The sequence below is a fragment of the Marinobacter sp. 1-4A genome, assembly GCF_016597725.1.
In the GTDB taxonomy this organism is placed as follows: Bacteria; Pseudomonadota; Gammaproteobacteria; order Pseudomonadales; family Oleiphilaceae; genus Marinobacter.
This window is the reverse complement of sequence record NZ_VCGY01000001.1, coordinates 473635-487298: the sequence shown is the minus strand read 5'-3', so window position 1 is coordinate 487298 and position 13664 is coordinate 473635. Positions and strand designations below refer to the sequence as shown.

At 52.2% G+C, this 13664-nt stretch carries 14 protein-coding genes; 9 read left to right on the top strand and 5 right to left on the bottom strand.

Translation table 11 applies throughout. The features are described 5' to 3' along the window. Nucleotides 1-222: 222 nt before the first annotated feature. From FE845_RS02105 to sthA, 9 genes are all read left to right on the top strand, one after another. Complete coding sequence (locus FE845_RS02105) at nt 223-1569, top strand: Na(+)-translocating NADH-quinone reductase subunit A (RefSeq protein WP_200361521.1); 1347 nt, start codon at nt 223-225, stop codon at nt 1567-1569. A 4-nt stretch (nt 1570-1573) separates the two neighbouring features. Beyond that, the gene (locus tag FE845_RS02100; RefSeq protein WP_200361520.1) at nt 1574-2782 is read left to right on the top strand and encodes an NADH:ubiquinone reductase (Na(+)-transporting) subunit B; all 1209 of its coding nucleotides are present in this window, start codon (nt 1574-1576) and stop codon (nt 2780-2782) included. Then, nucleotides 2775-3578: a Na(+)-translocating NADH-quinone reductase subunit C gene (locus tag FE845_RS02095; RefSeq protein ID WP_200361519.1), complete on the top strand. Its 804-nt coding sequence runs from the start codon at nt 2775-2777 to the stop codon at nt 3576-3578. Before FE845_RS02100 ends, FE845_RS02095 begins: the two co-directional genes overlap by 8 nt. 2 nt (nt 3579-3580) lie before the next feature. Continuing rightward, nucleotides 3581-4246 carry an NADH:ubiquinone reductase (Na(+)-transporting) subunit D gene (locus FE845_RS02090; protein WP_200361518.1) on the top strand — a complete coding sequence of 222 codons (666 nt, stop codon included), beginning with the start codon at nt 3581-3583 and terminating at the stop codon, nt 4244-4246. Beyond that, nucleotides 4246-4854, top strand: coding sequence for an NADH:ubiquinone reductase (Na(+)-transporting) subunit E (nqrE, locus tag FE845_RS02085; RefSeq protein WP_200201103.1), 609 nt, complete (start codon nt 4246-4248; stop codon nt 4852-4854). Before FE845_RS02090 ends, nqrE begins: the two co-directional genes overlap by 1 nt. Before the next feature lie 37 nt (nt 4855-4891). Beyond that, on the top strand, nt 4892-6118 hold the full coding sequence (nqrF, locus tag FE845_RS02080; protein WP_200361517.1) for an NADH:ubiquinone reductase (Na(+)-transporting) subunit F: 1227 nt from the start codon (nt 4892-4894) through the stop codon (nt 6116-6118). Nucleotides 6119-6127: 9 nt separating this feature from the next. Then, nucleotides 6128-7180, top strand: coding sequence for an FAD:protein FMN transferase (locus FE845_RS02075; protein ID WP_200361516.1), 1053 nt, complete (start codon nt 6128-6130; stop codon nt 7178-7180). 12 nt (nt 7181-7192) lie between these two features. After that, nucleotides 7193-7444 carry a (Na+)-NQR maturation NqrM gene (gene nqrM, locus FE845_RS02070; protein ID WP_200361515.1) on the top strand — a complete coding sequence of 84 codons (252 nt, stop codon included), beginning with the start codon at nt 7193-7195 and terminating at the stop codon, nt 7442-7444. A 65-nt stretch (nt 7445-7509) separates the two neighbouring features. Further along, a complete protein-coding gene (gene sthA, locus FE845_RS02065) occupies nt 7510-8901 on the top strand; it encodes a Si-specific NAD(P)(+) transhydrogenase (protein ID WP_200361514.1) in 1392 nt (463 codons plus the stop codon). A 12-nt stretch (nt 8902-8913) separates the two neighbouring features. Here the strand turns inward: sthA and FE845_RS02060 are convergent, their stop codons facing one another. The 5 genes from FE845_RS02060 to dusA form a co-directional block, all read right to left on the bottom strand. Continuing rightward, nucleotides 8914-9705, bottom strand: a complete 792-nt coding sequence (locus tag FE845_RS02060; protein ID WP_200361513.1) for a glycerophosphodiester phosphodiesterase — start codon at nt 9703-9705, stop codon at nt 8914-8916. Then, nucleotides 9702-10829 carry a 3-deoxy-7-phosphoheptulonate synthase gene (locus FE845_RS02055; RefSeq protein WP_200361512.1) on the bottom strand — a complete coding sequence of 376 codons (1128 nt, stop codon included), beginning with the start codon at nt 10827-10829 and terminating at the stop codon, nt 9702-9704. The genes FE845_RS02060 and FE845_RS02055 overlap by 4 nt, the downstream gene beginning before the upstream one ends. Nucleotides 10830-10838: 9 nt before the next feature. Next, a complete protein-coding gene (locus FE845_RS02050) occupies nt 10839-11303 on the bottom strand; it encodes a TerB family tellurite resistance protein (protein ID WP_200361511.1) in 465 nt (154 codons plus the stop codon). Between the two features lie 64 nt (nt 11304-11367). Continuing rightward, complete coding sequence (gene tal, locus FE845_RS02045; RefSeq protein ID WP_200361510.1) at nt 11368-12336, bottom strand: transaldolase; 969 nt, start codon at nt 12334-12336, stop codon at nt 11368-11370. Nucleotides 12337-12464: 128 nt separating this feature from the next. Next, nucleotides 12465-13547 carry a tRNA dihydrouridine(20/20a) synthase DusA gene (gene dusA / locus FE845_RS02040; protein WP_200361509.1) on the bottom strand — a complete coding sequence of 361 codons (1083 nt, stop codon included), beginning with the start codon at nt 13545-13547 and terminating at the stop codon, nt 12465-12467. Nucleotides 13548-13664 lie beyond the last annotated feature (117 nt).

The window sequence follows — 13664 nt, the reverse complement described above, 5'->3', positions numbered from 1 at the left end:
GGTGTCGAAAGTCACCGGGTTTTTTGTAAGCAAGAGCTGGGCTCGCCGGGATTACGTTCAGGTACAAACCAGTTCTCGTTTCAGGTGGAAATAGCTCACCTTAAACTCTATAATTGGCGCGATTTTGGGTATGTCTGGCTCCCTGTTTCTCAAGTTGTTCTGGGCCGCCGGGGTCGGGCAATATCAATCCATAGAATAGTTTCTGATGATTGGATGAGGCTAATGATTAAGATCAAAAAAGGCCTGGATCTTCCCATCAGCGGCGCTCCTGAACAGACCATTACAGACGGCAAGCCAGTTCGCCACGTGGCGTTGATTGGTTTTGACTATATCGGCATGAAGCCGACGATGGCTGTTAAAGAAGGGGATCGTGTCAAGCGCGGTACGCTGCTGTTCACGGACAAGAAGACCGAAGGCGTTCGTTATACGTCACCCGCCGCTGGTGTGGTGAAAGAACTCAATCGCGGTGAGCGACGGGTATTCCAGTCAGTGGTCATCGAGATTGATGGTGACGAAGCTGAAACCTTTGCCCGCTACAATGCTTCGGATCTTGCGGGTCTTGAGCGTCAGCAGGTGGTCGACAATCTGGTTGAGTCTGGTTTGTGGACAGCGCTGAAAACGCGCCCCTACAGCAAGGTGCCGGCAATCGACACCGCTCCGCACTCTATTTTCGTTTCCGTTATGGACACCAATCCGCTGGCTGCAGATCCCACCGTGGTGATCGCAGAAAATGCGGCAGCCTTTGAAAACGGCTTGACCATTCTGAGCAGGCTTACATCAGGCAAGGTGTTTGTTACTGGTCGGCCCGGCTCTAATGTGTCGGTGCCCAAGGCGGATAATATCGACGTTCAGCAGTTTGACGGCATCCACCCTGCCGGAAATGTTGGCACCCATATTCATCACCTTGACCCGGTTTCCGCTGCCAAAAGCGTCTGGACCGTCAACTATCAAGACGTTATCGACTTCGGGCTTCTGTTTACCACCGGTGAACTGAACGTAAGCCGAATTGTTGCGCTTGGCGGGCCAAAAGCCCTGAAGCCGCGTTTGGTTCGTACCCGTTTGGGTGCCAGTCTCGCTGAGCTTCTTGATGGCGAAGTCGCTACCGACTGTGATGTACGCGCCATTTCCGGTTCAGTGTTTGGTGGTCGCCGTGGCGAAGGCCCTTGTGCCTACCTCGGCCGGTTTGCTAATCAGGTTTCGATTCTGGAAGAGGGCAATAAGCGCTACTTCATGGGATGGCTGACGCCGGGTGTTAATAAGTTCTCTGTTCTGAACATCTATCTGTCCAAGCTTTTTGCCGGCAAGAAATTCGATTTCACCACGACAACCAACGGCAGTGAACGCGCCATGGTGCCTGTAGGCGCCTACGAGAAGGTGATGCCTCTGGATATCCTGCCAACGCAGCTGCTTCGTGCGCTGATTGTGGGTGATACCGAAATGGCGCAAAAACTCGGCGCTTTGGAGTTAGATGAAGAAGATCTGGCGCTGTGCACCTTCGTGTGTCCGGGTAAATATGAATACGGTCCGATTCTCCGCGAGAACCTGACCCGAATCGAGATCGAGGGCTAATACGATGGCTATCAGACAGTTTCTCGATGGAATCGAGCATCATTTCGAAAAAGGTGGCAAGTACGAGCGCTGGTATGCGCTTTATGAAGCTGCCGATACCATTTTCTACACACCCAGTTCGGTAACATCCACAACCTCCCATGTACGTGATGGCGTTGATCTTAAGCGCATCATGATCACAGTGTGGCTGTGCACTTTCCCGGCAATGTTTTTTGGTATGTGGAATATCGGCTTTCAGGCCAACAGCTTTCTTGCCTCTAATCCGGATGCTCTGATTGCTGATGGAGGTCTGCGAACAGCCTTTATACAAGCGCTGGCGATAACGGGCGCCGGTGCGGGTGTATGGGATAATTTCGTTTACGGGATGGCTTATTTTATCCCCGTTTACGCGGTGACCTTTGTGGTTGGCGGTTTCTGGGAGGTTCTGTTCGCAACCGTGCGTCGTCACGAAGTGAACGAAGGCTTCTTTGTAACATCTATTCTATTCGCACTGATTTGCCCGCCCACCATTCCTTTGTGGCAGGTGGCTCTGGGCATTACCTTCGGCGTGGTTATTGGTAAAGAAGTCTTTGGCGGCACAGGGAAAAACTTCCTGAACCCGGCACTGACAGGTCGTGCATTCCTGTACTTTGCTTATCCGGCGCAGATCTCGGGTGATGCGGTTTGGACAGCCGTTGACGGCTTCAGTGGCGCAACCGCCCTGAGCATGGCCGCAAGCGGCGGCCTTGAAGCACTGGAGCAGAGCATTGGCTGGATGAACGCATTCATGGGCTCGGTTCAGGGCTCCATGGGCGAAACCTCCACTCTGGCTGTGCTGATTGGCGGTCTGATCCTGATCGGTATGAGAATCGCCAGCTACCGAATTGTGGGTGGTGTGCTCATTGGCATGATCGGTACGGCCTTGTTGATGAATCTGGTTGGTTCTGACACCAATCCGATGTTTTCTGTTCCTGCGCACTGGCATCTGGTTATGGGCGGCTTTGCGTTTGGCATGATGTTCATGGCTACTGACCCGGTTTCAGCGGCAATGACCAACACGGGTCGCTGGTGCTTCGGCATTTTGGTAGGCGTGATGACCATCCTGATTCGGGTTGTTAACCCGGCATTCCCGGAAGGCATTATGCTGGCGATTCTGTTCGCTAACCTTTTTGCTCCGCTTATGGATCACTATGTGGTTCAGGCAAACGTTAAACGGAGGCTCGCTCGTGGCTAAGGCTAAAGAAACTGTCTCCAGAACGCTGCTTGTTGCTCTGGTACTGAGTATCGTGTTTTCCGTAGTGGTATCAACCGCTGCGGTAGTGCTGCGTCCGGCCCAGATCAAGAACCAGAATCTGGACATCAAAACCAATATTCTGGCGGCAGCGGGCATGCTGCCGAACGGAGCAGGTGCCGAGGAAATCGAACGTATTTTTGCGCAGTTTGATGTACGTTTGGTGGACTTGGATACCGGCGACTATGTAGAGCCGTCTTTCGTGGAAGTAAGCGATCCCATGAAATACGATATGTACAAAGCTGCCTCAGATCCGAAGATGTCCACCAAGATCCCGTCGTCTGAAGATAAGGCCGGTATCAAGCGCCGCCCCAATATTGCCAAGGTTTATACCCTGAGCGAAAACGGAGAAATGAAGCGCGTTGTACTGCCTATTCATGGATACGGATTGTGGTCCACCCTTTACGGCTTCATGTCGCTTGAAGGAGATCTGAATACGATTGAAGGTCTTGGCTTCTATGCTCATGCTGAAACACCTGGGCTGGGCGGCGAAGTGGATAACCCGCGCTGGAAGTCCCAGTGGGTTGGCAAAGAACTTTACGGTGAGGATAAAACCGAACCGCAGATTCGCCTGATGAAAGGTGGTGTTGACGCTAACGCAGCCGATAAAGAGCACAAGGTTGATGCGCTTTCCGGTGCAACACTGACCAGTCGTGGCGTTCAGCAGTTAGTCAACTATTGGATGGGTGACCGGGGTTACGCACCGTTCCTCAAGAAACTTCGTGAAGGGGAGGCCTGATCATGTCTGAAGTAACTGCCAAACAGGTTCTTTTCGAACCCATATTCAGTAACAACCCGATCGGACTACAGATCCTCGGTATCTGTTCTGCACTGGCCGTAACCACCAGCATGAACGTTACCATTGTGATGTGTCTGTCGGTTATCGCGGTTACCGCGTTTTCCAACTTGGCTGTGTCGCTGGTTCGTACCCAGATTCCGGGCAGTATCCGAATCATCGTTCAAATGACCATTATTGCCTCGCTGGTTATTGTGGTTGACCAGATTCTCAAGGCCTATGCCTACGAGATCAGCAAACAACTATCGGTATTCGTTGGTCTGATCATTACCAACTGTATCGTTATGGGCCGCGCTGAAGGTTTTGCCATGAAAAACGGACCTTGGCTGAGTTTCTTGGACGGCGTCGGTAACGGTATGGGCTATTCAGTTATGCTGTTGTTTGTCGCATTTTTCCGGGAACTGCTGGGTGCTGGTTCGCTGTTTGGCGTAACCCTGCTGACACCGGTTAACGAAGGCGGGTGGTACATCACCAACGGCTTGCTTCTGTTGCCGCCTAGCGCGTTCTTCATTATTGGCTTGGCTATCTGGGGACTACGTGCTTGGATGCCAGAACAAGTAGAAGAAGAGGACTTCAAAATGTCCCGCCACACCCATAAGGAGGCCTTCTGATGGAGCACTATATCAGTCTGCTTCTGAAAGCAATTTTCATTGAGAACATGGCGCTCGCGTTCTTCCTGGGTATGTGCACGTTTCTCGCCATTTCCAAGAAGATTGAAGCGGCTACAGGTCTTGGCATTGCAGTTGTGGTGGTTCTCACGCTGACTGTGCCGGTCAACAACCTGATCTACAACAACATCCTTCGTGAGGGTGCATTGTCCTGGGCAGGCTTACCGGATGTGGATCTGAGCTTCCTTGGGTTGATCACCTACATCGGTGTTATCGCGGCCATCGTTCAGATCATGGAGATGATACTGGATAAATACATTCCGGCACTTTATTCCGCACTGGGTGTGTTTCTTCCATTGATTACAGTTAACTGCGCCATCATGGGTGCGGCACTGTTCATGGTTGAGCGTGATTACACCTTCGGTGAGAGTGTGGTCTATGGCTTTGGTGCTGGCGTGGGCTGGGCTTTGGCCATCGTTGCTCTGGCAGGTATCCGTGAAAAGCTGAAGTACAGCGACGTTCCAGACGGGCTCCGTGGCCTGGGCATCACCTTCATTACTGTTGGTTTGATGTCTCTTGGCTTTATGTCCTTCTCAGGGATTTCCCTGTAATTCACCCGGTGATTCGGTTTAACGAAAAGGCGAGACCATGTATACAGAAATAATACTCGGCGTGGTCATGTTCACCGTTATCGTTCTGGCGCTTGTGGCGATCATCCTCGCGGCGAGATCCAAACTGGTAAGCACCGGTGATGTGACCATCGAAATCAATGACGACCCGGAACACACCGTGAAAACGGAAGCCGGTGGAAAGCTGCTTGGCACTTTGGCAGGTAGCGGGATTTTCCTTTCCTCCGCCTGTGGAGGCGGCGGCACCTGTGCCCAGTGCAAGTGTAAAGTGCTTGAAGGTGGCGGTGCCATGCTGGCCACGGAAAAGACACACTTCACGAACCGTGAAGAGAAAGAAGGCTGGCGCTTGTCGTGTCAGGTTCCTGTTAAACAGGATATGAAGATCGAGGTGCCGGAAGAGTTCTTCGGCGTGAAGAAGTGGGAATGCGAGGTTGTTTCCAACCATAACGTGGCCACTTTCATCAAAGAACTGGTACTCAAGCTGCCCGAGGGCGAGGAAGTTGATTTCCGCGCTGGCGGCTATGTTCAGCTGGAGTGCCCGCCTTACGAAATCAACTTCAAAGATTTTGATATCGAGAAGGAATTCCACGGCGACTGGGACAAGCTTGATATTTGGCGCTACAAGGCGATTAACAAGGAAGAAACCATTCGCGCCTACTCCATGGCGAACTATCCGGAAGAGAAGGGCGTTCTCAAGTTCAACATCCGTATTGCCACACCGCCTCCGGGCACTGACCACCTGCCGGGCATCATGTCCAGCTACGTGTTTAATCTGAAGCCGGGCGATAAGGTTACGGTAATGGGGCCGTTCGGTGAGTTCTTCGCCAAGAAGACCGAGGCCGAAATGGTGTTTATCGGTGGTGGTGCCGGTATGGCGCCTATGCGCTCCCACATTTTCGACCAGCTCAAGCGCCTAAACTCCAAGCGTAAGATCAGCTTCTGGTACGGTGCACGAAGTGTCCGCGAGATGTTCTACGTGGAAGACTTTGACGGGCTTGCAGAAGAGAATGACAACTTCGAATGGCACGTTGCTCTTTCAGATGCGCAGCCAGAGGACAACTGGGAAGGCCCTACCGGTTTTATCCACAATGTGCTCTACGAGAACTACCTGAAAGATCATCCGGCCCCCGAAGACTGTGAGTACTATATGTGTGGGCCCCCAATCATGAACGCATCTGTTATCAAGATGCTGAAAGATATGGGTGTAGAAGACGAGAATATTATGTTGGATGACTTCGGAGGCTAAGCCTTTTAAATGACATCCCGCATCTTTCAACCCGTCAGGGTCACTTTTGCCAGCGCCTTCACGGCGCTGGTGTTGGTGACTCTGGCGGGTTGCTCGTTTCAGCCAGATGAACAAATCTGGGAAATCTCAGGGCCGGTGTTTGGCACCAGCTATCATATAAGTGTTGTGTTGCCTGAAGATCACGAACGGCTCGAGAAACTGGCCCAAGGCATCGAGGAAACACTCGAAGGTGTTGATGCATCCATGTCGACATGGCGGAAAGACTCCGAGCTTTCAAAGCTCAATCGCCTTGAAGATCAATCAGATTGGATTCCGGTCTCGGAACCGCTTTATGAAGTGCTCTCCAGATCAGTCGAAATTTCGCGTCTCACGGAGGGTGCATTCGATATAACCATAGGGCCGGTGGTCAACCTCTGGGGCTTTGGGCCGGAAGCTCGGCCTGAACAGGTTCCGTCGGACGACGAATTGGCCCAAGCACTGGCCTCAACCGGTTTTGAGCACCTCTCACTGAGGGCGCAACCGCCTGCTGTAAAAGCCTCCCAGCCTCAGTATATTGACTTATCCGCCATCGCCAAAGGGTATGGTGTAGACGTAGTGGCTCGCTATCTTGATAGTGAGGGTATAAAGGCTTATCTAGTGGAAATCGGCGGGGAGGTGCGCACAGAAGGCATAAAACCTGACGGTAGTGTGTGGCGACTTGCCATTGAACAGCCGTCTGAGGGCGGGCAGCATGCGGTAAACCGTATTGTTAATCTGCCCTCCAAGGCGATGGCCACCTCTGGTGACTATCGTAACTATTACGAATCGGAAGGGCGTCGTTTCTCCCATACAATAGATCCGAAAACTGGAAAGCCGATCGCGCACCGGTTGGCTTCAGTAACAGTTATTGCCAACGACAGCATGACCGCTGACGCACTGGCTACCGGTTTTACAGTGATGGGTTACAAGCGGGCTAGTGCGCTCGCTACGCGGGAGAATATTCCGGCCTATTTTATTATCCGGGCGGAAAACGGATTCGAGTCGCACCAGACTCCGGCGTTTTCCTCCTACGTTACTCAGTAAGGGGAGGACAATATGGGTACCTTTCTTCTGGTTTTATTGATCGTGGTTCTTCTGGTTGCGGGCATGTCTGTTGGTGTGATTTTTGGGCGAAAGCCCATCAGCGGCACCTGTGGCGGAATTGGTGCTTTGGGTATCAGCTCTTCCTGCGACATTTGCGGTGGCGACACCCAAAAGTGTGAAGAAGAAAACCAGCGTGTGGCTTCGGAAGCCGCAGCGCCTGAAGATTTAGCTTATGATGCAACCAAGGCTGGTCGTAAGCGGTAAAACGCTAGCAGATTTCAAATAATCACAATTACTTTTCACGACGTAGATAAGGAGTCACTGCGCGCATGGCAGAATATCATTACGACGTCGTCGTTATCGGTGCCGGACCCTCTGGTGAGGGTGCGGCAATGAATGCGACAAAGCACGGCAAGCGTGTTGCTATCGTTGAAGACAAACCCACGGTAGGGGGCAATTGCACCCACTGGGGAACGATTCCTTCCAAGGCTTTGCGTCACTCGGTTAAGCAAATCATAACCTTCAACACCAACCAGATGTTCCGGGATATTGGTGAGCCCCGCTGGTTCTCGTTTCCCCGGGTCTTGCAAAGTGCACAGAAGGTTATAGGCAAACAGGTAAAGCTCAGAACTCAGTTCTATTCTCGCAACCGTGTTGACCTAATCAACGGGCGTGCCTCGTTTCTTGACCAGAACCGGCTTGAAGTCCGTGGAAACAAGGCTGTAGAGACCCTGCATTTCAAACAAGCTGTCATCGCCACCGGCTCACGCCCGTATCTACCGCCTGATTTGGATTTCCGTCATCACAGGATTTACAACTCAGACACCATCCTCAACCTTTCCCATACACCGCGCACCCTGATCATCTATGGCGCTGGGGTTATTGGTTCGGAATACGCGTCTATTTTTGCAGGTCTTGGTGTGAAGGTAGACCTCATCAATCCGGGAAGTCGCTTGCTGTCGTTCCTTGACGACGAAATCTCTGATGCTCTGAGCTACCACTTACGTAATAACGGTGTGCTAGTGCGTCACAACGAAGAATACGAGTCTGTGGACGGTGACGACCACGGCGTGGTGCTATCACTGAAGTCAGGTAAAAAGATTCGAGCAGACGCGTTCCTCTGGTGTAATGGCCGAAGTGGTAACACAGATAGCCTAGGGCTTGAGAATGTTGGCTTAACGCCTAATGGTCGTGGACAGCTTGCAGTAGATGAACACTACCGCACCGAGATAGAAAACATCTATGCAGCCGGAGATGTTATCGGGTGGCCAAGTTTGGCGAGCGCCGCCTACGATCAAGGGCGCTCTGCGTCTTCCGATATCGTGAATGATGACTACTTCCGTTTCGTCACGGATGTGCCTACGGGTATCTATACGATTCCGGAGATCAGCTCAGTTGGTAAAACCGAGCGTGAGCTGACGGAAGCCAAAGTGCCCTACGAAGTGGGTCAAGCCTTTTTCAAAGATCTTGCCCGGGCACAGATTACCGGCGAAGCAGTGGGTATGCTGAAAATCCTGTTCCACCGGGAGACCAGAGCTATTCTGGGGATTCACTGTTTTGGTGACCAGGCTGCAGAAATCGTCCATATCGGTCAGGCGATTATGAATCAGGAAGGCGAGGCTAACTCACTGAACTACTTTATCAATACCACGTTCAACTACCCGACCATGGCTGAAGCTTATCGGGTAGCTGCATTGAATGGCCTGAACCGGATCTTCTAATCTGTTCAGTACTCAGCTGGCGGGCAATTTTTCATTGCCCGCCGCCATTTCATTTCGATCGGGCAGTGCCAGAGCCGTGCGTGCACGGTTATCGAAGAACATGCGTGTACTTGTGGGATAGTCTGTAATAACGCTGTCTACGCCCATAGCTTCTAGCCGAAGCATGTCCTGAATGCGGTTAACCGTCCAACAGGAAACGTGCATTTCCCTGCGCCGAGCGTTTTCTACAAGTTCTGGTGAACACAGTTTCCAGTTAATGCAAAGGTATTCACAGCCTAGCCTTGCCGCCTGCGCAATCGGCCTCGGGAAGCGTCTTTCTGCTACCAGCCCGGTGCGAATACGTTTATTTCTTCTGCGGATTTCTTTCAAAAACCATGTGTCTGAAGAGGTAATTGCGGCCGTTTGATACAGGTCCCGATGTTGGATAATTTCCGTTAACCGGTTGCAGAGGATATTCAGTCTAGCGCGGGAATCTTTTTTCACCTCAAGCTGGAAATGCTCGATATCGTTGAACTGATCCAGCAAATCCTCAAGCGAAGGAATTCCTGCTCTCTCCGGCCAAGGGCTTGTGTTTTTACGGGCGTCCATTGCAGCAAGCTCTGCGGCGGTGTAATTGCTTACCTCGCCTTTTTGGCCGGTGGTGCGGTCGGTTGTAAGGTCGTGCACCAGAACCGGTTTGCCATCTTTCGATAGCACCAGATCCAGCTCAAAATGCCTAATGCCCTGCCGGTAAGCGTGCTTGAATCCGGGTAGGGTGTTTTCGGGGGCTTCACCTTTAGCCCCCCGGTGTCCGTAGACAATCATTCCTGTATTTCACCTTTTAAGCGTTGGTAAATGGCCTGGCGCTTTTTCCAAGTGTCGTGGCACAACTGAATATCTTCCAGATAGGCCGGGAGCTCGTTCATCAGCAGCGCCTGGGGCCCGTCTACCAGTGCTTTTTCAGGTTTCGGGTGGAAGTCCACCAGCACCATGTTTGCCCCCGCAATCACGCCTTGTGCCGTTGCGTGCATCACGTCGAGAATGCCATCGGGGGATTTTTCACGGGTGCCAACAGAGTGCGACGGGTCTACGCAGACCGGCATGCGCGTCAGTCTCTTAACGGCGGGCACGTGGGCAAAGTCCACCATGTTACGGTGTGGCTGGCCAGCTTCGGTTTTCATGCCGCGTAAGCAGAAAATAACGTTTGCATTGCCTTCGCTGGCCAGATATTCCGCCGCATTCAGGGATTCGTTCAAGGTAATGCCGAACCCGCGTTTGAGCAGAACGGGATAGGTGCTCTGGCGGCCAATGGCTTTCAGCAGTTCAAAGTTTTGGGTGTTGCGGGTACCCACCTGAAGCATGACGCCGGTCGGCCGCCCAAGCTTTTCAAGGCAGGTATCGATTTCTTCAATGTGGCTTTCATGGGTGATTTCCATGGCCACTACTTTGATACCGTGCTTGCCTGCTTTTTCAAATACCCAAGGTAGGCAGCCTTTACCATGGCCCTGAAACGAATAGGGGTTGGTGCGGGGTTTGTAGGCGCCCATACGGGTACATACCTGACCGTTCTGCTCCAAAGCCTTCAACATCATTTCTACGTGCTCTGGAATATCGACGGCACAGAGCCCTGCAAATATATTGAGGTTAGATTGATTGAAATCCACCCCGTTATAACTAAAGCCGGTTTGCCGGTTATCATCCCGATGGCGGCCCAGAATCCGGTAGTCCTCGGATATGCGGATGGCCCGCTCGACCGCGGGTAGGGCTTCAATTTCCTCTTTGTCGAGAGGTTTTGTGTCGCCCAGCAGGTATATTTCGGTCAGCCGTTGGCTGACGCCCTGAATTTCGTGTACACGTACAGTTACGCCTGACAGGTTTTCCAGATAATGCATTGTCTGGCGATAGGCTTCGCTGTCGAGCGGTGTGTTGGGGTGAAGAATAGCTAGCATGCGATCTCCTTAATGATCTAAAGACTCGGAGCGGGCGCTCTCAGCCTTGTGCCGTGCCTGCATGAATTCCCTGTGGTTAAGATGCAATAAATCAGCGATACGGCGAATTAGGTGTTCTTCGTATTTGTCGATGCGATCATCTGCCAGAGCAACACGCCAGATGCTTTCCAGTAGTGCCTGCTTACCGTCTTGATCCAGCGCATCGTTTATTTGCCCGGTAAACTCGTAGAGTGAAGTGGCATCCTCGGCTTGGCTTAGCGCTGTGGCCAGTATTTCTTCCGCTTCCTCACGGGTTATCTGATGGGCCTTCACGGCGCAGTCCACGATAACTTGCAGCTCACGCTCATCCTGATCACTGTCTACTCGTGAAAGCTGGACCATCAAAGCAGTGGCAGCAATCGCAAGCTGGCGGTCATCGGGTTTATGATGCTCCGTTTCCGGCGCACTAAACAGTTTTTTCAGGCTCTCAATCATAATCTGTACGGCTGTTTAGGTGGATTAAAAGTACTCCGGGTTCGAGCCAAACATATATTGGCAGTCAGGCAGCTTTGTTGGCCAATTGGCGAACCCGGTTTTCCAATTCAATCTGGTCGGAAGTAAAGCGGCGAATGCCGTCTGCAAGCTTTTCGGTGGCCATAGCATCTTCGTTGGACTCCCAACGGAAGCGCTTTTCATCCAGAATTCCAAAGCCATCGGTTGAAGAAGCACCGGTAGCTGACAGTTGTTGCTCCAGCTTGCCGTTGTCGTCTTTGAGCTCCTGCAGCAATGCCGGGCTGATTGTAAGCCGGTCGCAGCCAGCCAGCATTTCGATTTCGCCGATGTTTCGAAAGCTTGCGCCCATAACCACGGTGCTGAAGCCATTTGCTTTGTAGTAGTTGTAGATTCGCGCTACCGACAGTACGCCGGGGTCTTCTGCAGCAGGGAAGTGGTCGCGGCCACTATTGGCGATATGCCAGTCCAGAATACGCCCCACGAAAGGTGAAATCAGAAAAGCGCCAGCCTGAGCGCAGGCTGCAGCCTGAACAAACGAGAAAAGAAGTGTGAGATTGCAACGTATGCCTTCTTGCTCAAGTATTTCCGCAGCGCGTATGCCTTCCCAAGTAGATGCAATCTTGATGAGGACCCGACTGGTATCCACGCCCTGCTGGTCATACAGTTCAATCAGGCGGCGTGCCCGCTTGAGTGTGGCCTCGGTATCAAAAGATAAACGCGCATCCACTTCGGTAGACACCACACCGGGAATCAGGCTGAGTATTTCCTGACCCGCCAGAACCGCAAGCATATCGGTAGCTAAGGTTAGTTGCTCTGCGTCTGAACCACCCTGTTTACGAGCCATAGCAACGGCTTTTTCAAGCATGGGCCTGTAGGCATCAGACGCGGACGCCTTCAATAAGAGCGAGGGATTTGTGGTGGCATCCTCAGGGCGCCATTGGGCAATAGCATCGATATCGCCGGTATCTGCCACTACGGTGGTCATGGTTTTCAGTTGGTCGAGCTTGTTGGTCATTCGTATAGTCGTCCCGATTGATATTTTTATCAGCACATCCGACTCCCGGATGCGGGTTGTGCTTCTACAATAACGGGCTGTAAAGACAGGAACAAGACAGCAAAACGTTAGGTTCTGGCAATAGAACGTTAAGGCTGTGACAGGGCGCTCGTTGTGGCTTCTGTTTGTGCAGGCTCTTTTGGCTCTTGAACCTTCTCCAGTGCCGCCTGAATCACTTCCAATCCCGCACCGGGTTTATGGGCATTTTCACTGATGTAGCGGCGGAATTGGCGACCACCGGGCATTCCGTGAAACAGCCCAAGCAGGTGCCTGGAAATGTGGCCAAGGAAAACACCACGCTCCAACTCACTTTGAATAAACGGATACATAGACTTGAGAGCTTCATGGCGCGAAGCAACAGGGGGCTCGCTATCAAAGAATTCTGAATCTACGCCCGCGAGCAACCAGGGGTTGTGATACGCCTCGCGGCCCAGCATTACGCCATCTGTATATTTCAGATGTTGGTGGCATTCCTCGAAGGTTTTGATGCCGCCGTTGATAATGATTTCAAGGTGCGGGTACGTCTGTTTCAGTCGGTAAACCCAGTCGTATTTCAGTGGCGGAACATCTCGGTTTTCCTTAGGGCTGAGCCCTTCAAGAACCGCAATGCGCGCGTGCACTATGAACGTGCGGCAGCCAGCGGCGGCAACTTTCTCAATGAACTCGCAAAGCTCTTCCCAAGATTCCCGGTCATTGATACCAATGCGATGCTTGACCGTAACCGGCAGGTGGGTAGCTTCAATCATAGCTGCAACGCCTTCCGCAACTTTATCCGGGTGACCCATCAGGCAGGCGCCAATCATATTATTCTGAACCCGGTCGCTGGGGCAGCCAACATTCAGATTTACTTCGCTGAAGCCAAACTGTTCAGCAAGCCGCGCACAATGGGCCAGTTCCGCAGCATCACTACCGCCAAGCTGGAGCGCCAGAGGGTACTCCGCAGGATCGTGGCGTAAAAACCGCTCAGTATCCCCGTGAATCAAGGCGCCTGTGGTGACCATTTCGGTGTAGAGGAGCGTGTGTCGGCTAAGCAGGCGAGCAAGATACCTGTAATGCGGGGTGGTCCAGTCCATCATCGGCGCCACCGAAAACCGTCTAGACGGCTCCAGCCCAGTGTTTGCAGTACCTGTAGCTGTATTTCCTGCCCTATTTGCTGTGCTATTTATAACCATTTATTGCCTGTTTTTACCCATTTTGTAGCTATTGTTGCTCCAAAAATAGCTTTGGAGCACCGTGGCTACTATTACTGCCAGAACTCGCACTGATGGAAGCGAATCGTACCGGGCTGC